Raw genomic sequence first — 19,268 nt, 5'->3', positions numbered from 1 at the left:
ACCCCTCGCGAGCTCGGGGCGGTGCCCTGGAGGGGGCCGTTCCAGCACCTCACCAGGCCGGGGCCGGCGGTCAGCGCAGGACGTCGGCGGAGATGTCGGTGACGATGGCCCGGAAGGTCCGGGTGTCGACCTCGTCGTCGACCGTGACGCGGACGATGTCGGAGACCTGCTGCGGGGTCGTCGGGCGCACGGCCGCCACCCGGGCGGCGGCGATGAGGTGCAGCCGCTGGACGCGGGCCTCGGGGCACTCGACGGCGTTCCGGACCGGGGAGAGTCGGTTCTCGCGCATGCCCCGACGCTAGGCAGGCCCCCGCGCTCGGCGGGGAGGCGCCGGGCGTGTCCGGGAGCGGGTGGACCCCTCCGTCACACGTGTAACGCGGCCCACAGCGCGGGCGGTCAGATGCGGGTGAACAGGTAGATCGACACTGCGACGCCGAACCCCACGATGAAGACCCGCAGCGGCGTGGTCGGGATGCGGGTGGCGATCCGGGCGCCGAGGAAGCCGCCGAGCAGGCTGGCCGGGGCGGCGACGGCGACGACCTGCCAGTCGACCGGGCCGAACAGGCCGAAGACGACGAGCGTGACGGTGGCGGTGACCGCCGAGAGCGCCGACTTCAGCGCGTTGGCCAGCTTGAGCCGGTGCAGGCCCACCCCGAGGACGCCGACCAGGATGACGCCGAGCGCGCCGCCGAAGTAGCCGCCGTAGACGGTCGCCAGGAACAGCGCCACGTAGAGCCACACCGGGTCGCGCCGCGGACCGCCGTCCTCGGCCTGCTTCAGCCGCCGGGTGAGCAGCGGCTGCACGGCCAGCAGCAGGCTGGCCAGCAGCACGAGCACGGGGACGACGACGTCGAAGGCCGCGGACGGCGTGGTGAGCAGCAGGACGCTGCCGGCGACGCCACCGAGCAGCGCGACGACGCCGAAGCGGAGCAGCCGGCCGCGCTGGCCGGCGTACTCGGCGCGGAAGCCGAGGACGCCGCCGAGGTAGCCCGGCCACTGGGCGATCGAGTTGGTCACGTTGGCGGCCACCGTGCCCAGCCCCAGCGCCACCAGGGTGGGGAAGAGGATCAGCGATCCGCCACCGGCGACGGAGTTGACGACGCCGGCGACGAGGGCGACGCCTGCCGCGATGGCCAGGTCGAGGGCGGACACGACCGGCGAGCCTACGGTGACCGGGTGGAGCTCACGCGGACGGCGACGGTCCTGGCGGCGGCGCTCGGCGGGTCGGGGGTGCTGCACCTGGTCCGGCCGCGGACGTACGAGTGGCTGGTGCCGCCGGAGCTGGGCGACGCCCGCGCCTGGGTGCACGCCAGCGGGGTCGCCGAGACCGCGACCGCCGGGCTGATGGCGGTGCCGGCGACGCGGCGGGCCGGGGGCTGGGCCGCGGCGGCGCTGCTGGCCGCGTTCGTGCCCGCGCACCTGCACACCTTCCGGGTGGTGCCGCGGCGGGCGCTGCCGATGACGGTCGCCGCCGTCCGGTTGCCGCTGCAGGTGCCGCTCATCCGCATCGCGCTGCGCGTGGCGCGGGGCCGATGACCACCGTCGTCCTCGTGGCGGGCGCCTGGCACGGGGCCTGGTGCTGGCGGCGGGTGCTGCCGGCGCTGTGGCGGGCCGGGCACGTGGTCGTCCCCGTGCCGCTGACCGGGGTGGGGGAGCGGGCGCACCAACTCTCGCCGGAGGTCACCCTCACCACGCACGTCGAGGACGTCGTGATGGCGGTGCGGGCCGAGGAGTGCCGCGGCGCCGTGCTCGTCGGGCACAGCTACGGCGGCCTCGTGGTCACCGGTGTGGCCGACCGGCTGGGCGATGAGGTCGGCCGGCTGGTGTACGTCGACGCCGTCGTCCCGACGCCGGGGCAGAGCTGGGCCGACGGCAACCCGCCGGAGGTGCGGGCCGCCCGGCGGGCGGTCATCGCCGAGCGCGGGCACCTCCCGCCGCCGCCGGTGTCGGCCTACGGGCTCACCGGGGACGACGCGGCGTGGGTCGAGCGGCGGCAGACCCCGCAGCCGGGTGGGGTCTACGACGAGCCGCTGCACTTCGACGCCGACCGGTGGGCCGCCCGGCCGCGGACCTTCGTCGACTGCACCGCTCCGGCGCTGCCCACCATCGAGCCGTCCCGCCGGCTGGTGGGCAGCCAGCCGGGGTGGGAGGTGGTCGAGCTGGCCACCGGCCACGACCCGATGGTCAGCGCGCCCGACGAGCTGGCCGCCGTCCTGCTGGAGGTCGCCGGGCGCTAGGGTGCGTCGCTCGACGCCAGGGCCACTCGGGATCGACACGAGGGACGAGGGAGCATGAGCCGCCTCGTCGCCGTCGCGAAGCTCCTCCGCGGCGGTGGGCTGCCGTGGCTGCGCGTCGCCCGTGACGGTCTGGCCGCCGTCCGGGTCGCGGTGGGCGCGGCAGGCCTGTCCACCGGTGTGCTCGAGTGCCTGCGGGACGGGTCGGCCGACACCGCGTCGGTGCGCGCGCGGCTCGGTTTCGACGACGATGGCCTGCTCGAGCCGTGGCTGCGGGTGCTGCAGGGCCACGGATTCGTCCGCTCCTCGGCGGGCGGGTGGTCCCTGTCCCGGCGCGGACGACGGCTGCTGCACGACGAGGTGGTGCGCGCGGCGTACGAGGGGTTCGCCGGCTACCACACCGGGCTCTATCGGGAGCTCCCCTCCCAGTTGCACGGCGGGCCGGCCCGCCGCGACATCGCGGAGCACGGGGAGACGATCGCCCAGCTCACCCGCGCGATGGAGCCGGTCCTTCACGAGGCGCTGGTGGCCGCGGTGCGCGAGGTGCGGCCCACGCGGATCCTGGACGTCGGGTGCGGAGCGGGGCAGAACCTGGCCGCGGTGCTGGCCGCACGCCCGGCGGCGGAGGGCACCGGGATCGAGGTCGACGAGGCCGTGGCCGACATCGCCGAGCGGCTGCTCGCGCAGCGCGGGCTGACCGGGCGGGCGCGCGTGCTGCGCGGCGACGTCCTGGCCCTGGCGGCCGGCGGCGAGGCCGGCGGCCCCTACGACCTCGCGCTCCTCGCGAACGTCGTCTACTACCTGCCGCTCGCCGCACGGGTCCCGCTGTTCCGGGCCCTGGCGGGGCTGCTGTCCGGGGGCGGCGCGCTGCTCGTCACGACGACCGCCGCCACGCCGGACCCGTTCAGCCGGCACTTCGACCTGCTGCTGCGCGCCCAGGGGCAGGGCATGGAGCTGCCCGAGGTCGAGCCGCTGCGCCGGCAGCTCGCCGACGCGGGGCTGCGGCCGGAACCGGCCCGGCGGCTCGTACCGGGGCAGCCGCTGGTCACCGTGCTGGCGCGGCGCTGACCGGCTGGGCCCTCGACGGCGCGCTGCTACCCGTGCAGCCGCCGGTGCAGCTCGCGGACCTCCTCGTCGAGGCCGGGCACGGGGCCCTCGACCGGTACGCCCGGGGCGATCTCGGTGACGGGGAGGGCCCTCACCGGCGCGGGCGGGACGCCGAGCTCGGCCAGCCAGGACGCGAGCTGGGTCGAGGAGCTGGCGTAGACGATCCGGCCCAACCCGACCCAGCCGTGCGCGGCGGCGCACATGGGGCAGTGCTCGCCGGAGGTGTAGACGGTCGCGGCGGCCCGCTCCTCCGGGGTCATGTGCTGGGCGGCCCAGCGGGCGATGGCGAACTCGGGGTGCCGGGTGGCGTCGCCACCGGCTACGTGGTTGGAGTCCTCGAAGCGGACCCGGCCCTCCGCGTCGACCAGCACCGACCCGAAGGGCTCGTCGCCGGCCTCGAGCGCGGCGCGGGCGAGCGCCACGCAGCGGCGCAGGTGGGTGAGGTCCGCGTCGTCGACCATGCGGTCCATCCTGACGACCTCGCCGTCCGCCGTCCTGCCGGAGCACACTGCCCGGCATGCCCCCGCTCCCCATGCCCGACGACTGGCAGCGCGCCCTGGTCGTGGCCGCGCACCCCGACGACATCGAGTACGGCGCCGCGGCGGCCGTCGCCGTCTGGACGGCGGCCGGCAAGGAGGTGCACTACCTGCTGGCCACCCGAGGCGAGGCCGGCATCGCGGGCATGTCGCCGGCCGAGGCCGGCCCGCTGCGCGAGGACGAGGAGCGCCGCTCGGCGGCCGTCGTCGGGGTGTCGGAGGTGGAGTTCCTCGACCACCGGGACGGCGTGCTGGAGGCCGGGGTGGCGCTGCGCCGCGACCTGGCCGCCGCGATCCGCCGGCACCGGCCGGAGCTGGTGCTGACCATGTACGGCGGCCCCACGTGGACCCCGCCCGGCGTCACCCCGGGCTACCTGAACTCCGCCGACCACCGGGCGCTCACCCAGGGCGTGCTCGACGCGGTGGCCGACGCCGCCAACGAGTGGATCTTCCCGGAGCTGACCGAGGAGCGGTGGTCCGGCGTCCAGTACGTCGCGGTGCACACCATCGACCCCGACCCGCCGCACGTGATGGACGTCAGCGCGGGGGTGGAGAAGGCGGTCGCCTCGCTGACCGAGCACCGCCGCTACCTCGAGGCGCTCTCCGACGAGCCGGTCGAGGAGCAGGCACGTCGACAGATCGACATGGCGACGCTGACCGAGGCCGACGAGCGCCGCGTGGGCTTCCGCCTCTACTGGGGCTGAGGCCGGTCACGAGACTGGCCGGCACGACGGACGAGTCGGCTGGGCGGTCAGCCGCTCGCTGCGTCCGACCGCGTACGGGTGTGCAGACACGGCCGGGTCCCGAGCGGGGTCCCCGTGCCGTGGTGACCGGAGTCCTTGACACGTCCCGGACAACGGTCTGCGCTGGCCTTCCTCTCCCCGCACAGAGGGGGACCGATGCCTGCTCTGTTCATCAGTCACAGCAACCAGGACCGGGTCTCGACGGAGCGAGTGGGCAGCTGGCTGCAGAGAGCCGGTTTCACCACGGTCTTCGTGGACTTCGACCCAGAAGACGGCATACCGGCGGGGCGGAACTGGGAACGCGAGCTGTACGCCCAGTTGCGTCGTACCGAGGCCGTGGTCTTCCTTGCAAGTCACGCCGCGACGGCGTCCCGTTGGTGCTTCGCAGAGCTCAGTCTGGCGCGGTCGTTGGGGCATCCCGTCTTCCCCCTGGGTCTCGAGCCCGGGGTGCGACTCCCACTCCTGGCGGACGTGCAGTGGATCGACCTGACCGATGCCGATCTCGCCTCTGACGGGCACGACGGGGACGGAACCGACCGGCCGCCTGCACTGCTCAGGCTCCTGGCGGGCCTGCGGGCGGCAGGTCTCGACCCGGCGGATGCGTTCTCCTGGGACCCGAACCGGTCGCCCTACCCGGGGTTGGCGCCCTTCGACCCGGAGGACGCCGCGGTCTTCTTCGCCCGGGAACGGGAGACCGAGCGGTTGCTCGAGCTGCTGCACCCGACCCTGCAGCACGGTGCAGGCCGGTTCGTGGCTGTCGTCGGCCCGTCCGGGAGCGGTAAGTCCTCGCTCCTGCGCGCCGGGCTGCTGCCCCGGCTCGCCCGGTCGCCGACGCAGTGGATCCTCGTGCCGCCGCTACGACCGGGGAGCCGCCCCACCCACCACCTGGCCGCCTGCCTGGCCGAGGCCTTCACCGAGCGCGGCCACCCCCGATCCACCGCCGATGTCGAGGGCGTCCTCAGCCGTGGGCCGGAGGGGTTGGTCCTCCTCGCCCGGGAGCTGGCCGACCTGGCCGGGAAGGGAACCGGTCAGCCGGCCTCGCTGGTGGTGATCGACCAGGCCGAGGAACTGGTCACCGTCTGCGGAACGCGAGAGCAGCAGTCGTTCCTCAGGCTGCTGGACGGTGCGCTCGGTGAGGACACGCCCCTGTGGGTGGTCGCCTCTGTCCGCTCCGAGTTCCTCGCCACCGCCCCGGAGCGGGCCGGGCTCGCCGAGGTGATCGACGATCCCCTCGTGGTGGAGCCGCTCGGTCGTGGCCGACTCGCCGAGGTGATCGCCCGGCCGGCCCAGAGAGCGGGGTTGGACCTGCAGGCGGGGCTGGTCGAGCGGATGGTCGAGGACACCGCCGGCGGGGACGCCCTGCCGCTGCTGGCCTACACCTTGCGAGAACTGGCGGAGCGGTCCGGGCTCGACGGCCGGATGAGCCTGGCCGAGTACGACGCCGTGGGCGGAGTGGTCGGTGCCCTCCGGCGCCATGCCGACCGCGTCCACGACGAGCTCTCGCGCCGTGGGCTCGGCGTTTCCGTCGTCCCCACCCTGCTCAAGCTGGTCACCGTCAGCCCCGAGGGGGAAACGACCCGGCGCCGCGTGTCCTGCAGTGCGCTGGCCGCCGACGAGCGCGCGGTGGTCGACGCCTTCGTCGACGCCCGGCTGCTGGTGAGTCACGATGCGGCCTCCAGTCCACCTGGTGACCGAGCCACGAGAGATGCCGTGGTGGAGGTCGCGCACGAGGCGCTTCTGCGGCAGTGGCACCCGCTGCGGGACGCCGTCGAGGCCGACCGGTTGAGCCTAGAGCTCCGGTCCGAACTGGAGAGACACGCCGCGGACTGGAAGCACGGCAACCGCGACGAGTCCTACCTGCTGCGCGGCGGGCGGCTCGCGGCCATCGGTGAGTGGGCCGACGAGCACGTCGGCGAGCTGGGACCGGTCGAGAGCCAGTACCTGCAGGCCAGCCGGGCGCTGGCCGCGCGCGAGCTGGAGACGGCCCGGCGCTCGAACCGGCGGCTGCGCGTACTGGCCGCCGCTCTGGCGGTCCTGCTGCTGGCAGCCGTCGCCGCAGGGGGACTGGCCCTGCACCAGAACCGCGAGGCGCAGGGGCAGGCGCGCTTGGCCATGTCCCGCCAGATCGCGGCCGAGTCCGGCGATCTCGTCCAGGGCAAGCCCGACACGGCGATCCTCGCCGGCCTGCAGAGCATGAGCCTGGCCGGCGGCGAGCAGCCGGACCCCATCCCGCCGGACGGGCTGATCACCGGCCTGGCCCGGATGACGCACACGTCTCAGCTCCTCAGCGGTCACACCGGCCCGGTGTGGGGGGTGGCGTTCAGCCCGGACGGTCGGCTGCTGGCCACCAGCAGCGGGGATCGGACCGTGCGGCTGTGGGAGGCCGACTCTGGCCGGCCGGCCGGCGATCCGCTGACCGGGCACACGGCCGCCGTCAGGGACGTGGTGTTCAGCCCGGACGGGGCTCTGATGGCCACCGCCGGGGGTGACCAGACACTGCGGCTCTGGGACGTGGCGACCCGGCAACCGCACGGCCAGCCGCTCACCGGCCACGCCGCGGGGTTGTGGGCGGTCGCGTTCAGTCCCGACGGGAGCCTGCTGGCGACGGCGGGTGCCGACCACACGGTGCGGCTGTGGGACGTGGCGACCGGTCTACCGTGGGGCTCGCCACTGACCGGCCACACGGACGAGGTCCGCGACGTGACCTTCAGCCCGGACGGCGCCCAGCTGGCGACCGTCGGCGTCGACCGGACGCTGCGGCTGTGGGACGTGGCGACCGGACAGGCTCTCGGGGAGCCACTGACGGGGCACGAGGACGAGGTCCGCGGGGTGGCCTTCAGCCCCGACGGGACACTGCTGGCGACCGCCAGTGCCGACCGGTTCGTGCAGCTGTGGGACGCGGTCACCGGGCAGCCCCTGGGGCAGCCGCTCGGTGGCTACTCGGGCCCGGTCTGGGCGGTGGCGTTCAGCCCTGACGGCGGGTTGGTGGTCAGCGCAACCCAGAACGGGACGGTGCAGCTGTGGGACACCGCGTCGGGGCAGCCCTATTCGCAGCCGCTGGTCGGCCACACCATGTGGGCGGACGGCGTGGCGTTCAGCCCGGACGGGTCCCGGGTCGCCAGCGTGAGCCTCGACCAGACGGCGCGGATCTGGGACGTGACTGAGACGTCCTCCGTCAGTCAGGCGCTCGCCGGCCACACCGACGTGGTGAACGAGGTGGTGTTCAGCCCGGACGGGAACCTGCTGGCCAGCGCCAGTGCCGACCAGACGGTGCAGCTGTGGGACGTTGCGACCGGTCAGCCGACCGGTCAGCCGCTGGTCGGTCACAACGATTGGGTGAACGGGGTGGCGTTCAGCCCGGACGGGGACCTGCTGGCCAGTGGAGGTGACGACCAGGCGGTGCGGCTGTGGGACGTGGCGACCGGTGAGCCCCGCGGTGAGCCGTTGACCGGGCACACCGACTGGGTGCTCAAGGTGGCGTTCAGCCCGGATGCAGAGCTGCTGGCCAGCGCGGGCCAGGACCGGACGGTGCGGCTGTGGGACGTGGCGACGGGTGGCCCCCGCGGTGAGCTGTTGACCGGGCACACCGACTGGGTGAGTGGGGTGGCGTTCAGCCCGGACGGGGACCTGCTGGCCAGTGCCAGTGGGGACCAGACGGTGCGGCTGTGGGACGTGGCGACGGGAGAGCCCCGCGGTGAGCCGCTGGCCGGCCACACCGGTTACGTGCAGGACGTGGCGTTCAGCCCCGACGGTCGCCTGATGGCCTCGGGCAGCACCGACAACACCGTCCGCCTGTGGGACGTCGCGTCCGGGCAGCCCCACGGGGAGCCGCTGAGGGGGCACACCAACACCGTGCTGAGCGTGGCCTTCAGCCCGGACGGTCGGCTGCTGGCCAGCGTGGCGGACGATCGGACGCTGCGGCTGTGGGACGTGGCGACCGGGCAACCCCATGGCCCGTCGCTGACGGGACACGAGAACGAGATACGAGGAGTGGAGTTCAGCCCGGGAGGCCGGTGGGTGGCGACCGGCAGCCGTGACGGCCTGGTGCGCTTGTGGGACACCGAGTTCACGTCCTGGGTCGAGGCCGGCTGCACGATGGTGAGCCGGAACCTCTCCATGACCGAGTGGGAGCAACTGGCTCCCGGGATGGCCTACGAGCGGACGTGTCCCGACCTGCCCGCGGGAGAAGGTGCCCCTCGGGACGCTCCCGTCGCTCGCTACTCGAGCTGATGCGCGCTCAGGCAGAGCTGGTGGTCGGGGGAGAGGGTCCGGCTCACCGTGGACGACGCCAAGCAGCTGGTGCGGGCGGCGGGCGATGAGCGGCAGCACCGAGCCCACGAGGCCGATCTCGAGCAGGTGAAGCTGTGGGCCGACGGAGGGCAACCGTGAGAACACGGCTGCGAGGGAGACCGCGGATCACGGCCGCATCGTCCTGGCGGCACGCCGATGCCTTGACGAGGCCATGGACCCCGTCACGACAGGTCCGCACTAGGGTGGGAGGCACGACGGACGAGTCGGCCGGGCGGTCGCGTCGGCGGGGGAGACCTCGTCGCCGAGGAACGTCCGGGCTCCACAGGGCAGGGTGGTCGCTAACGGCGACCCGGGGCGACCCGCGGGACAGTGCCACAGAGAACAGACCGCCGGCGGTACGCCGCCGGTGAGGGTGAAACGGTGGTGTAAGAGACCACCAGCGCACCGGGTGACCGGCGCGGCTCGGTAAACCCCACCCGGAGCAAGGTCGAGAGGGACGGCGGACTGGTCCTCCAGGACGCCGTCCTGCGCAGGCGTTCGAGGGCTGCCCGCCCGATGCCTGCGGGTGGACCGCTGGAGCCTGCCGGCAACGGCAGGCCTAGATGGATGACCGCCCATCGGGATGCCGCGAGGCACCCGTGGACAGAACCCGGCGTACAGGCCGACTCGTCCGTCGCCTCCGCCTTAACAGGGCCCTGACCTGCGGAGACTCCGCTGGGTCACTGGGCCTCCTGGTCCTGGGGGCACGCCGGGGGCACAACAGCGCCACGCCAGGCCTCGTCCACGGCCTCCCGGGTGCGCTCCTCGGAGTCCGGCCACAGGTGCGAGTAGGTGTCCAGCGTCTCCGAGGCCGAGGCGTGGCCCAGTCGGGCCTGGACGGTCTTCACCGACTCGCCGTGCCGTATGAGCAGAGACGCGTAGTGGTGCCGGAGACCGTGGAAGGTCTCCGCCGACGGCAGCCCGGCTGCCCGCGCGGCCGGCTGCCACACCTGCGCAGAGAACGCTGTCCGCCGGATGGGCTTGCCCGCCTCGGTGGTGAAGACGAAGCCGTCCGGCCCGGCCGGGAAGGCTGCCAGGTGGGCCGCCAGCGCGTCGACGACCACCTGGGGGAGCGGGATGGTCCTGTGGGACGCCGCCGTCTTCGGCGGGGCCAGGAAGGGCTCCCTGCCTGGGACGAGCACCAACTGCCGGTCCACGGTGACCTGCCGACGGAGGAAGTTGATTCGGTCGACGGTCAGCCCGAAGACCTCGCCCTGCCGCATCCCGGTGCCCGCCGCCAGGACGAACAGGGTGCGGTACCGGTCGGGGGCGGCGGCGATGAGGGCGGCCACCGCCTCGGTGGACAGCGGCTCCACGCGCTTCGGCTGCCGCTTCGGCAGCTTCGTCCCCTCGCACGGGCTGGTGGCCACCCGCCGGTCCCGGACGGCGGCCTTGAAGATGCCGGCCACGATCCGGTGCACGACGCCCACCGTGGAGGGGGCCAGCGTCTCCGACAGCCGCCTCACCCAGGCTTGAACCTCGCTCGGCCGGACGTCGGCCAGCGGCCGATGGCCGAGGTGCGGGTACACGTGCCTGCGCAGCATCGTCTCGTGGTGCGCCGCCGTAGTCGGTCGGTGTACCTGCCCAGCTCGCCACTCCTCGGCGTAGTCCTGGAAGGTGACCTTGCCGGCCTTGGGGTCGACGTAGGCACCGGTGAGCATGGAGTACTCGATGGCGGTGGCGTAACGGTGGCCCGGTAGTAGGCCAGCCCGATGCGTAACCCGCCGCCCCGGACGACGCCGAACCCCCTGCACCTGCGACAGCTCACGGCCGAGCAAGGTAGCTACCGGCTTGGTGCGGGAGAAATAGCTGAAGAGAAGTTGGGGTCAGAAGATGCCCCCTGGACGCCCAGAGAAATGTCACTGAGGTTTTCTCAACGGATTGGTCGTTCGGCGCGGGTCAGGACGAGCGCTGCTTTGGTGACGGCGCCGATCCGCTGAGGGCACAGTCGGATGCGGTTGAGCGCCTTCCAGCGGGTCTTGAGCAGCGCGATCCCGCGTTCGCCTTCGGCGCGTAGGCAGCCGATGAGCTGGTTGCGGGCGAGGTTGTCCGGATGCAGGCCGTGGCCCTTGGTTGGGGTCAGCACGCCGGCGCCGGCGCCGTTGTAGCCCTTGTCGGCCAGCGCGGGCAGGCCCAGCAGGGCAGCTGCGGCCTGCAGCGCGCCGAGGAAGCCGGTGGCTCGGGCGGCAGCCAGGTCATGGGTCGAGCCGGGTTCGACGTCAGAGACTGCGACCGGGTGCCCGTCGGGGTCGCTGACGATCTGCACGTTGCCGCCGTGGGTGTGGTGCTTGCCGGAGAACCACAGGTCATGACCGGTGTCGGGGTTCTTCACTCGGCAGCGGTCGGTGCGGATGAGGGTGCCGTCAAGCACGACATGGGTCCAGCCGGCGGCCTTGCCGGCCTCGAGCACCTGGTGCAGGTCTGGTGCGTGGGCGGCGAGGGCGTCGATGCCTTCGTGCAGGTAGCGGTAGCCGGTGGCGATCGAGATCTTGGTGTCGGCGGCGAGCACCGTCATGTCGGCGTCCTCGCGAAACCAGCGCAGCACCAGCACCGCCTGCTCTCGGGCCGACGCGGCGCGGGCGCCCACGCCGGTGCCCCGGCGCAGCCGTTCGGCGATCAGCAGTTCGGTCAGCAGCGTGGCGGTTTCAGCGGGCACGTCGAGCGTGGCAGAGTAGGTGATCACGTGGGGTCCTTGCGGTGACGATCGTTCCTAGGCAGAACCGATCCTCGATGCGGGGCCCCACGCTCTATGCAGCGACACGCCCGACCGGCTGCTGACCTGCACTCTTCAACACAGGCAATCCAGTCGGCCACCAATCCGCTGAGAAAACCTCACTGCATGCACGTGCGGCCGAACAGGAAGATCGTTCGCTGGACGGCGCTGGCTGTGACTGCCCTCGTGATCGGCTTCCGCAGCGACGGCTCCACCGCTGTTCGACCGTCGCCGGGGCACGGGTGACGGCAGTGGGCCGGTGGTTATGAAGTGGGCATGGGGATCGATGTCATCCCATGCCAACCACCAATCCTGCTGTTCCCTCGGGCACGTACTGGCCGCCGTTCGCTGGTGGGTGGCCGGGCACCCCTGAGTGTCAGGCGTGCTCGTCGGAGGACCGGCATGTCGTGCCGGCTGCTGAGCGGCAAAAAGCCCCGGCGGACCCGTCTGGGTGAGGGTGGGCCGCCGTTGTAGCCTAGTGATGCGCGTCGGAGACCGGGTGGATGCCCATCGTCTCTGCGTCGACCGCGTTGCCTTTCGAGCACCTTGAGTGGGCAACCGCCCAGCTTTCGACGGGCGTCGCCGAGGGCTGCTTATCTCAGCTCATGGCATTCCGGTCGGTTGACAACCCGTCTGCGTCTCTGATCTCTTTTGCTCTGTGGCTACCAAGACCCAGGTTGTTCTGTTCGATGACCTCACCGGTGAGCCGGCCAACACGACCGTTAGGTTCGCCCTGGACCAAACCGAGTACGAGATTGACCTCTCGCATGAGAACGCAGCGGAAATGCGGGACGGACTTTCTCGGTACGTTGACACTGCGCGGAGGGTGACCGGCGGACGCCGGAGCGCGCCGCCGGCGAAGCTCCCGTACACCGGATACGACCCGGCCGCGGTGCGTGCGTGGGCGGCCGGGCAGGGCATCGAGGTCAACGCGCGCGGGCGCATCAAGGCAGACGTCGTAGAGAAGTTCCGGGCCGCCGGCAACTGAGCCCACCGTCCCCGACCGGCGCGCGCGACGGGCGGGCCGGGGCCGGCGACGGGCCTTAGCGTCCTCAGCTGCTCCTCACCGGCCTCGGGCCGCCGGCGGTCATCGGTTGGCCAGCTTGAGCAGGACGTCGGCGTTGCAGGGCCGATCCATCGGGCACCAGCAGGCGAGATCATGGCCGCCCAGGAGCCGGCGGGCCTCGGCGGCGTAGTCGCCGGCGGCCCAGCGACGGAACCACGCCATCGCGGTCGCAATGTCCTGGCAGCGGACGACGCGGACGCCGTCGTCGTAGCTGTGAGGACCGGGCCTCCTTCCGTCACAGCTGCCGGCTCTAACCACAAGCGTGATCCGGGGGAACCCCCGTTGTCATAGCATTCAGGGACACCGACGTGACGGCTGTTGGGGCGGCTGGCTTCAACTCATTTCCGCGGCAATGTAGGCAGCGAGGTGACCAGCTGCAATCCGCTCAACAAGGTGCGTGGCCTGTACAGCCAGCGTCCGCGGAGCTGAGGGTTGATGAACGTCAACGTCCGTGGTGACTGGCGAAGAGTTGCCGCGGGGGAGCGCGGCCCGGTTGACCCGGCGAACAACGTTAGAACGTGGGCAAGACCCGAAGAGTCCTCAGGCTTCGAAGTTTGGCCCGTACCGACCTGACCCTGGGTCTCCGCCGTCTATCGCAGGCAACTACGAGCTGCGAGACTGCTCGCGAAGCCAAGGGAGGCGCCGTGAGCGAGGTCGTGCGCTTCCACCTAGACGAGGGCTCGGCAGTACTCGTAGAGGTGGACGAGGACACTTTCGGTGTGGAGCGGGTCAGCCGTGGTCAGGACGGGGTCGTCGAAGCGGGCCGTCGTCTGACAGACGCCCTCGCGGACGTGCGCGATGCGGCACGGGCTTCCATGAACGTCCTGCAGACGCTGTCGCCGGACGGCCTCGAACTGGAGTTCGGCGTCAAGTTCGCGGGTGAGGCCGGAGCGATCATCGCCAAGACGTCCGCGGAAGGCCACTTCAGCGTCAAATTGTCATGGTCGCCGAACGGTCCTGGACGAGAGTGAACCGTCGGCGACACACCTGCGCAGCGCGGCGAAAGTGGGCGCGAGATGAAGCAGGAGGCCGGCCGGCCCGTCGGTGTTCCCTTCGACCTTGATGCTGCAGTAGCGCGCGTGCGGTCGCCCGCAGGTGACGTGATCGGTGGCGGCTTCCTTATCGACCCCACCCATGTCGTTACCTGCGCCCACGTCGTCGCCAGAGCCCTTGGCCGAGATGTCCATGACAGGCAGACTCCGGACGGCACCGTCACCGTCGATTTCCCCCTGGTCGGCCCCATGGCCTCGGCGCAGGCCCGCGTCGAGGTGTGGCACCCGGTCGACCCCAGCGACAGGGGTGACATCGCCATCCTGTCATTCGGGGGCGAACTCCCACGGGGTCCTGTTCCCGCCCGGCTCGTCTCGTCCGACGACTTCTGGGGACATCCGTTCCGGACATTCGGATTTCCCCGACGTCACGATCACGGTGTATGGGCGGCCGGGGTCCTGAGAGGTTCCCAGGGCGCCGGCTGGGTCCAGATGGAAGCGATTTCCTCCGGCTACCCCGTCGAAGCGGGCTTCAGCGGTGGTCCGGTCTGGGACGATGAGCTGGCAGGCGTGGTTGGCATGACCGTGGCGGCGGATGCGCGGAGCGATCTGCGTACGGCATATCTGATCCCCGCCAGCACGCTGATCGACGCTTTTCCGCCCCTGGCTCGCCACACGTTGCCTCCCTGCCCGTATCGCGGCCTGTACCCGTTCCGGGTTCAAGACGCCTCGCTCTTTTTCGGCCGGGAGGACCTCACCGACCGACTGGTGCGGGAGGTCACGCGCCGGCCACTCGTCGCGGTGGTGGGCCCCTCGGGCAGCGGTAAGTCGTCGGTGGTCTTCGCCGGGCTCCTGCCGCAGCTGCTGCAGCAGCCGGGCTGGGTAAGCGTGAGCATGCGCCCTGCGCAGGCATCGTCCCCACTGCACGCCTTGGCCGGCGCGATCCTTCCCGTGCTCGAGCCGGACCGCTCTGAGACGGAGCGGCTCGCCGCCATGGACCCGCTCACCGACGTCCTGCGCGACGGTCACCTGCCCGATGTCATCAGCAGGGTGCTGGTGCGGCAGCACGCGACCCGGCTGGTGCTCGTGGTCGACCAATTCGAGGAACTCTTCGGTCGCGGCGTTTCGGCCGACGCCACCCAATTCATCCGGACACTGCTGTCCGCCCTGCCGGATCAGCGCGGCACACAGTCGGCGTTCACGACCGTGCTCACGTTGCGTGCCGACTTCCTCGGCAACGCGCTCCAGGACCCGGTCATGGCCCAGGCGCTCGAGGACTCGGTCACCACCATCGGCCAGATGGGTCGGGACCAGCTCCGGTCGGTGATACTGAGGCCCCTGCCGCCGGATGTCCGGTATGAGGCTGGCCTGGTCCAGCGGATCCTCGGGGACGTCGGCGAGGAGCCCGGCAGCCTGCCTCTCCTGGAGTTTGCGCTGACCCTGCTGTGGGAGAAACAGGAGCGAGGACTGCTTAGCCACGCGGCCTACGAAGAACTCGGCGGTGTCGACGGCGCACTGGCCACGTACGCCGAACGAGTCTTCTCGGAACAGGTGCGCCCAGAGGACCAGGACGAAGCGCGGCGCCTCTTCATCCAACTGGTCCGCCCCTCAGACGCTGCCCCTGTGCGTCGCGTGGCGCGTCGCGCGGAGCTCGGTGAGGCCCGCTGGCAACTCGGGCAGCGCATAGCCGCGACTCGCCTCCTGGTCGCCGACCGCGACGCCGCCGGCGCGGAGTCCGTGGAGCTCGTGCATGAGGCCCTGATCGACGGCTGGACCCGCCTCCACACCTGGGTGGCCGAGGACATGGCCTTCCGCGCCTGGCAGGAGCAGCTGCGCGCCTCGGTTTCGGCCTGGGAGAAGGTGCGCCGCGACACGGGGGCACTGCTGCGCGGAGCGCAACTCGCGGAGGCGGAGCGCTGGCTGCAGGAGCGACAGGACGACCTCAGCGAGACCGAACAGGACTTCATCAAGCTGAGCAAGACCTTCCGGGGACGGTCGGTGCGCCGACTGCGCCTGGCCGTGGCCACGTTGACCGTGTTGCTACTCGTTGCGTCAGGGCTTGGCGTGGTGGTGACGAAGCAGCGCAATCAGGCTGCTCAACAGTCTCGAGTCGCAGAATCTAGTTTGCTAGCCAGTGAAGCGATGTCCCTGGCCGGTTCAAGACCGGATGTCGCCTTGGCGCTCGCGGCCGCTGCATACAGACGGGCAAACTCTCCGGAGGCGACACGGATTCTGACGAGAATGGCCACTGATCACCAAGACACGGATGCTCTATTGCTCACCTCCCTGCAATCCGTAAGTGGCGTCCAATTCAATCCCACGGACTCGAACGTGCTCGCCGTGCAAGGCGACGGCGGTATAACGCTCTGGGATGTGAAGAACGACAAGCCTCTGTACGCCACCGGACCATTGGACGAAGGCATCGGCGGCACAGCATTCAGCCACGACGGGAGGATGATCGCGTTAGCGCTATGGGGCACCAAGTCGTGGGTGGCCTTGTGGTCTCCCGCTAACGACCGGGTCGATGTTGTATCCGCTGACGTGGACAGCGCCTACAGTGCCGGGACGCTTCAGTTCTCGCCAAACGATACTCTTGTGGCCTTCTGTACAGACGAGGGAATAGAGTTGTGGAGGGCAGACAACCCCCAACTCGAATCGTCAATCCCTCTGACAGACGCCTTAACCTGTTCGTTCGGCTTCACAGCCGACTCTAGTGTCCTGTACATGGACGACGGCGAAATCAAGCGCTGGGACATCCGTACGCGTGAAGTCGCAACCCATGGCCGGGTGGCAGAACCTGGTCAGGGTGCGAGTCTAAGCATCGCCCCTAATGGACAGGTTGCCCTCTGTGTTGACGGACAGGGCCACATGTTCTGGTGGGATGTCGTGGGAAAAAAGCAGCTCGAGGACGCGTCACAGCTTGCGTTCACGGGATCGACGCCGACCTTCACACCTGACAGTCAATGGGCCATCACCCAGAGCAACATGGTACAGGGGGGTGCCTATCTGATCGACGTATCCAGTCGCCAGTTGGCGGCGAGCTTCACCTTGCCGTGGCTGGGAGGTTTCCCGCAGGGTGCATCGCTCAGCGGTGATGGACAGCTCATCGCCTTTCCCGCGGGCGGAGGTGCAGTTGGTCTTACCGAGGTGGTGACCCACCGCGAAGTGCCGGTCGATGCCTCGCAGATTGCCCTTCCGAAGGACGACCCCGATCACATCATCACGGTCACGTTCAGTGAATCTTCGACCGGCGGCGTCGAGAGTTATGCCTTGGACGGCAGTGAACGGGTGGAGCTCCTGCCTGCCTCGCCGCTTCCGTCCGACTCTCAGGCACCGCCATCAGCGCTCAGCCCCGACGGGCACTACTACGCACAGTGGGACGAGTCGTCGAATCGGGTCGTCTTGACGGACATATCGATCACGCCGGTCGGGCAAGGTAGGCAGCTTGAGGGACCCACCAGCACACCTAAGGCCCTTGCGTTCGACCCCGGTGGGCAGTTCCTAGCCTCCGTCGACTCGCCGGACGGTACCCAATCCCTAGAGCTCAGCGTGTGGTCCGCTGAGACCGGAGCTCTCAGCTCCCACTTCCCGTTGCCCGAGGGGTACGTATTGGGAAATGAAGGTCTTGCCGTTCATCCCACGGGTCAAACCGTGGCCACCTACGACTCCCACGGCACAGTGACACTGTGGGAGCATGCGGGGAAGAAGCTGACAGAGCTGTCCGTCGACGGGGCTAGCGCAGTCAACTTCAGCCCCAATGGCAGGTGGTTGAGCGTCGTGACGTCAGCCAACACCCGACTTTGGGACATGAAGGACACCAAGCAGTCGCCGCGACGATTGGCCGCAGGGCCGTCGAACTTGGTTGCGAGCCTCGCTCGGTTCAGTCCTGACGAAGAATACATTGCGATCGCTACCAGCGACGGCGCCAGCCCCTACATATCGGTGTGGAGGACGGCTGACGGAGAATTTGTAGGTGAGGTCGCCAGTTATGCGTCGGACTATCTCTTTACACCCGACAACGAGCACCTCATCGTATCCGGTTCGGGGGTACACGTCGTTTCGTTTACACCATCGGCAGCTCTCGACACCATCTGCAGAATCCTGAGAGACCATAGTTTGAGCGCCAAGGAGTGGGACCGGTACGTGCTAGGGGTCGACTACATCCCAGCATGCGGCTGAGAGCCTTACCGCTTCTGCGCCAGAAGTGGCGCCCTGAAGCAGGGACGAGTGATCGGGGGCCGAACGAGCGATCGTTAGGGCTCGCGCTCGTCGAGTTCTTGCATGTGAACCAGGCCCGACACGGCGACCTCCGGGCTCAGTCCTCGAATATGTCTGAGGCCGCCTTCAGACATCCCACGGTGGTAAGCGTCTAGCGGCAGCTTGATCGAGTTCGGTGTGCCAGGCGGTGCGTCGTCGTAGTGGGTGCGGCGGCGCAGGCAGCCGTGCACGACCCGGCGCTGCGCCGTGCTGTCGGGGCGTTGGATCAGCCCCTACGACCGCGCAGTGTGGACGCGGGCCAGCGACATGGACATCGATCACCGCGGCGCCCTCAAGGAAGCCTGGGAGTTCGGCGCTCGTAGCTGGCCTGCCGCGGATCGGCAGCGCTGCGCCACGACCCTTCCTTCGGCGCGACCCTCGAAGCCGTCACCGACAACGTCAACTCCTCCGAGGGGTCACCACAACCCGGCCCAATGGCTGCCACCCCTGACAGCGAACCGCTGTGACTACGCGATCAAGTGCGTTCAGGTGAAGTACCGCTGGCGGATGACCATGGACACCGCCGAGCGCAACAAGCTCAGCAGCCTTCTCAGCGGGTCGTGCGGGGTGAGGGCCGTCACCATTCCCGCCCGGGCACGCTGATCATGCTGGATTCATCCCATCCGCATGACTCCAACAGAGGACGACTTCCGATGCTCAGCGTTACCCCGGCACCCCACATCCCCCAGAAACCTTGAGCCGGGTAGTGCGAGGGGGCCACAGTCGTGTTCATCAACCTCGGGTCCCCCGTGCGGCCGGCTGGGCGCACTGCGGCGCAACCGCGTAACGGGACACCGGAGGCGAGCCCCCGACCAACGGCAGTCTCCGCCAGGGCGATCGAGTCATAGGGTCTCGCCCATGTCAGCGATGCGGCCGATTATTGCAACCGTCGCCTGGACGGGTCCCAGGCAGGCCGCTCTCAGCTGGTCATGGCACCAGCAGGCCGAGGACCAGCCGAGCTTCCGCCGCCCGAGGCGAGAAACATGAGCGAGGCAGCCGGCTGGTGGCTGGTGGTCGGCGTCCTCGGCGTCTACGCGGTCGCGTGCTGGGGGCTGCTCGTCTGGCAGCGGAGAGCGATCCGCAAAGCCTTCGGGCGGCTTGACGCCGACATCGACAGCCTCACAGCCCACCTCGACGCGCTCATCGCCCGGCTCAACGGGCCGAACGCGGATGGGCGGGGCCGGACCGGGCCCTCCTGACCCCACCTGCAAGCCCCCTGGACCCCACATCCCTCAGAGATATTTGGCGGGCTAGTACGAGAAGAGGCCGCGGCCCGGCTCAACAAACCCGGGTCGGCCGTTCAGGGGCACAGCCGAGGCGCATCCCACCGCGT

Annotated in this window: 15 protein-coding genes and 1 other RNA gene; 10 read left to right on the top strand and 6 right to left on the bottom strand. The window is 70.5% G+C overall.

Annotation, left to right across the window (positions count from 1 at the left end; all coding sequences use genetic code 11):
• Positions 1-70: 70 nt before the first annotated feature.
• Positions 71-289 (bottom strand): hypothetical protein, encoded by a 219-nt coding sequence (locus GOBS_RS16945; RefSeq protein WP_012949485.1) that lies wholly within the window; start codon positions 287-289, stop codon positions 71-73.
• 107 nt (positions 290-396) lie between these two features.
• Positions 397-1,152 (bottom strand): sulfite exporter TauE/SafE family protein, encoded by a 756-nt coding sequence (locus tag GOBS_RS16940; RefSeq protein WP_012949484.1) that lies wholly within the window; start codon positions 1,150-1,152, stop codon positions 397-399.
• A 24-nt stretch (positions 1,153-1,176) separates the two neighbouring features.
• On the opposite strand from GOBS_RS16940, the gene GOBS_RS16935 reads away from it, so the two are divergent.
• From GOBS_RS16935 to GOBS_RS16925, 3 genes are read left to right on the top strand one after another with little or no spacing between them, the layout of a single operon-like run.
• Positions 1,177-1,536 carry a DoxX family protein gene (locus tag GOBS_RS16935; protein WP_012949483.1) on the top strand — a complete coding sequence of 120 codons (360 nt, stop codon included), beginning with the start codon at positions 1,177-1,179 and terminating at the stop codon, positions 1,534-1,536.
• Complete coding sequence (locus tag GOBS_RS16930) at positions 1,533-2,237, top strand: alpha/beta fold hydrolase (RefSeq protein ID WP_012949482.1); 705 nt, start codon at positions 1,533-1,535, stop codon at positions 2,235-2,237. The genes GOBS_RS16935 and GOBS_RS16930 overlap by 4 nt, the downstream gene beginning before the upstream one ends.
• Positions 2,238-2,291: 54 nt before the next feature.
• Positions 2,292-3,302: a methyltransferase domain-containing protein gene (locus tag GOBS_RS16925; RefSeq protein ID WP_012949481.1), complete on the top strand. Its 1,011-nt coding sequence runs from the start codon at positions 2,292-2,294 to the stop codon at positions 3,300-3,302.
• A 26-nt stretch (positions 3,303-3,328) separates the two neighbouring features.
• On the opposite strand, the gene GOBS_RS16920 is transcribed toward GOBS_RS16925, so the two are convergent.
• Positions 3,329-3,802 (bottom strand): nucleoside deaminase, encoded by a 474-nt coding sequence (locus tag GOBS_RS16920; protein ID WP_012949480.1) that lies wholly within the window; start codon positions 3,800-3,802, stop codon positions 3,329-3,331.
• A 56-nt stretch (positions 3,803-3,858) separates the two neighbouring features.
• Between GOBS_RS16920 and GOBS_RS16915 the strand changes: the two genes are divergently transcribed.
• The 3 genes from GOBS_RS16915 to rnpB all read left to right on the top strand — a co-directional run bounded on the left by GOBS_RS16915 (position 3,859) and on the right by rnpB (position 9,544).
• Positions 3,859-4,581 carry a PIG-L deacetylase family protein gene (locus tag GOBS_RS16915; protein WP_012949479.1) on the top strand — a complete coding sequence of 241 codons (723 nt, stop codon included), beginning with the start codon at positions 3,859-3,861 and terminating at the stop codon, positions 4,579-4,581.
• A gap of 195 nt (positions 4,582-4,776) precedes the next feature.
• Complete coding sequence (locus tag GOBS_RS16910) at positions 4,777-8,850, top strand: nSTAND1 domain-containing NTPase (protein ID WP_012949478.1); 4,074 nt, start codon at positions 4,777-4,779, stop codon at positions 8,848-8,850.
• A 280-nt stretch (positions 8,851-9,130) separates the two neighbouring features.
• Positions 9,131-9,544, top strand: an RNA gene (rnpB, locus tag GOBS_RS25860) — RNase P RNA component class A.
• A gap of 46 nt (positions 9,545-9,590) precedes the next feature.
• Here the strand turns inward: rnpB and GOBS_RS16905 are convergent.
• Entirely contained in the window at positions 9,591-10,571 is a 981-nt protein-coding gene (locus GOBS_RS16905) for a tyrosine-type recombinase/integrase (RefSeq protein ID WP_049788350.1), read from the bottom strand.
• A gap of 212 nt (positions 10,572-10,783) precedes the next feature.
• Positions 10,784-11,593: an IS5-like element ISGeob3 family transposase gene (locus tag GOBS_RS16900; RefSeq protein ID WP_012948966.1), complete on the bottom strand. Its 810-nt coding sequence runs from the start codon at positions 11,591-11,593 to the stop codon at positions 10,784-10,786.
• 688 nt (positions 11,594-12,281) lie between these two features.
• Here GOBS_RS16900 and GOBS_RS16895 point away from each other — a divergent pair.
• The gene (locus GOBS_RS16895) at positions 12,282-12,611 is read left to right on the top strand and encodes a histone-like nucleoid-structuring protein Lsr2 (protein ID WP_012949477.1); all 330 of its coding nucleotides are present in this window, start codon (positions 12,282-12,284) and stop codon (positions 12,609-12,611) included.
• Positions 12,612-12,710: 99 nt separating this feature from the next.
• Here the strand turns inward: GOBS_RS16895 and GOBS_RS29375 are convergent, their stop codons facing one another.
• Positions 12,711-12,947, bottom strand: a complete 237-nt coding sequence (locus GOBS_RS29375) for a DUF4326 domain-containing protein (RefSeq protein WP_041241540.1) — start codon at positions 12,945-12,947, stop codon at positions 12,711-12,713.
• A gap of 386 nt (positions 12,948-13,333) precedes the next feature.
• On the opposite strand from GOBS_RS29375, the gene GOBS_RS16885 reads away from it, so the two are divergent.
• The 3 genes from GOBS_RS16885 (at position 13,334) to GOBS_RS16875 (ending at position 19,134) form a co-directional block, all read left to right on the top strand.
• Complete coding sequence (locus tag GOBS_RS16885) at positions 13,334-13,660, top strand: CU044_2847 family protein (protein WP_012949476.1); 327 nt, start codon at positions 13,334-13,336, stop codon at positions 13,658-13,660.
• 45 nt (positions 13,661-13,705) lie between these two features.
• Entirely contained in the window at positions 13,706-17,857 is a 4,152-nt protein-coding gene (locus tag GOBS_RS25600) for an nSTAND1 domain-containing NTPase (protein ID WP_081448912.1), read from the top strand.
• A 1,061-nt stretch (positions 17,858-18,918) separates the two neighbouring features.
• Positions 18,919-19,134: a hypothetical protein gene (locus GOBS_RS16875; RefSeq protein ID WP_012949473.1), complete on the top strand. Its 216-nt coding sequence runs from the start codon at positions 18,919-18,921 to the stop codon at positions 19,132-19,134.
• The last annotated feature ends 134 nt before the right edge of the window (positions 19,135-19,268 follow it).

Source organism: Geodermatophilus obscurus DSM 43160 (genome assembly GCF_000025345.1).
Taxonomy (GTDB): domain Bacteria; phylum Actinomycetota; class Actinomycetes; order Mycobacteriales; family Geodermatophilaceae; genus Geodermatophilus; species Geodermatophilus obscurus.
Note: the sequence above shows the minus strand (reverse complement) of the source record. Positions and strands in the feature narration are given on the sequence as shown.

What these genes read in the sequence shown, in the direction of transcription:
- GOBS_RS25600 (WP_081448912.1), top strand. Translation starts at nt 13,706, where the DNA reads ATGAAGCAGGAGGCCGGCCGGCCCGTCGGTGTTCCCTTCGACCTTGAT.
- GOBS_RS16920 (WP_012949480.1), bottom strand. Translation starts at nt 3,802, where the DNA reads ATGGTCGACGACGCGGACCTCACCCACCTGCGCCGCTGCGTGGCGCTC.
- GOBS_RS16925 (WP_012949481.1), top strand. Translation starts at nt 2,292, where the DNA reads ATGAGCCGCCTCGTCGCCGTCGCGAAGCTCCTCCGCGGCGGTGGGCTG.
- GOBS_RS16915 (WP_012949479.1), top strand. Translation starts at nt 3,859, where the DNA reads ATGCCCCCGCTCCCCATGCCCGACGACTGGCAGCGCGCCCTGGTCGTG.
- GOBS_RS16930 (WP_012949482.1), top strand. Translation starts at nt 1,533, where the DNA reads ATGACCACCGTCGTCCTCGTGGCGGGCGCCTGGCACGGGGCCTGGTGC.
- GOBS_RS16910 (WP_012949478.1), top strand. Translation starts at nt 4,777, where the DNA reads ATGCCTGCTCTGTTCATCAGTCACAGCAACCAGGACCGGGTCTCGACG.
- GOBS_RS16905 (WP_049788350.1), bottom strand. Translation starts at nt 10,571, where the DNA reads ATGCTCACCGGTGCCTACGTCGACCCCAAGGCCGGCAAGGTCACCTTC.
- GOBS_RS16945 (WP_012949485.1), bottom strand. Translation starts at nt 289, where the DNA reads ATGCGCGAGAACCGACTCTCCCCGGTCCGGAACGCCGTCGAGTGCCCC.
- GOBS_RS16875 (WP_012949473.1), top strand. Translation starts at nt 18,919, where the DNA reads ATGAGCGAGGCAGCCGGCTGGTGGCTGGTGGTCGGCGTCCTCGGCGTC.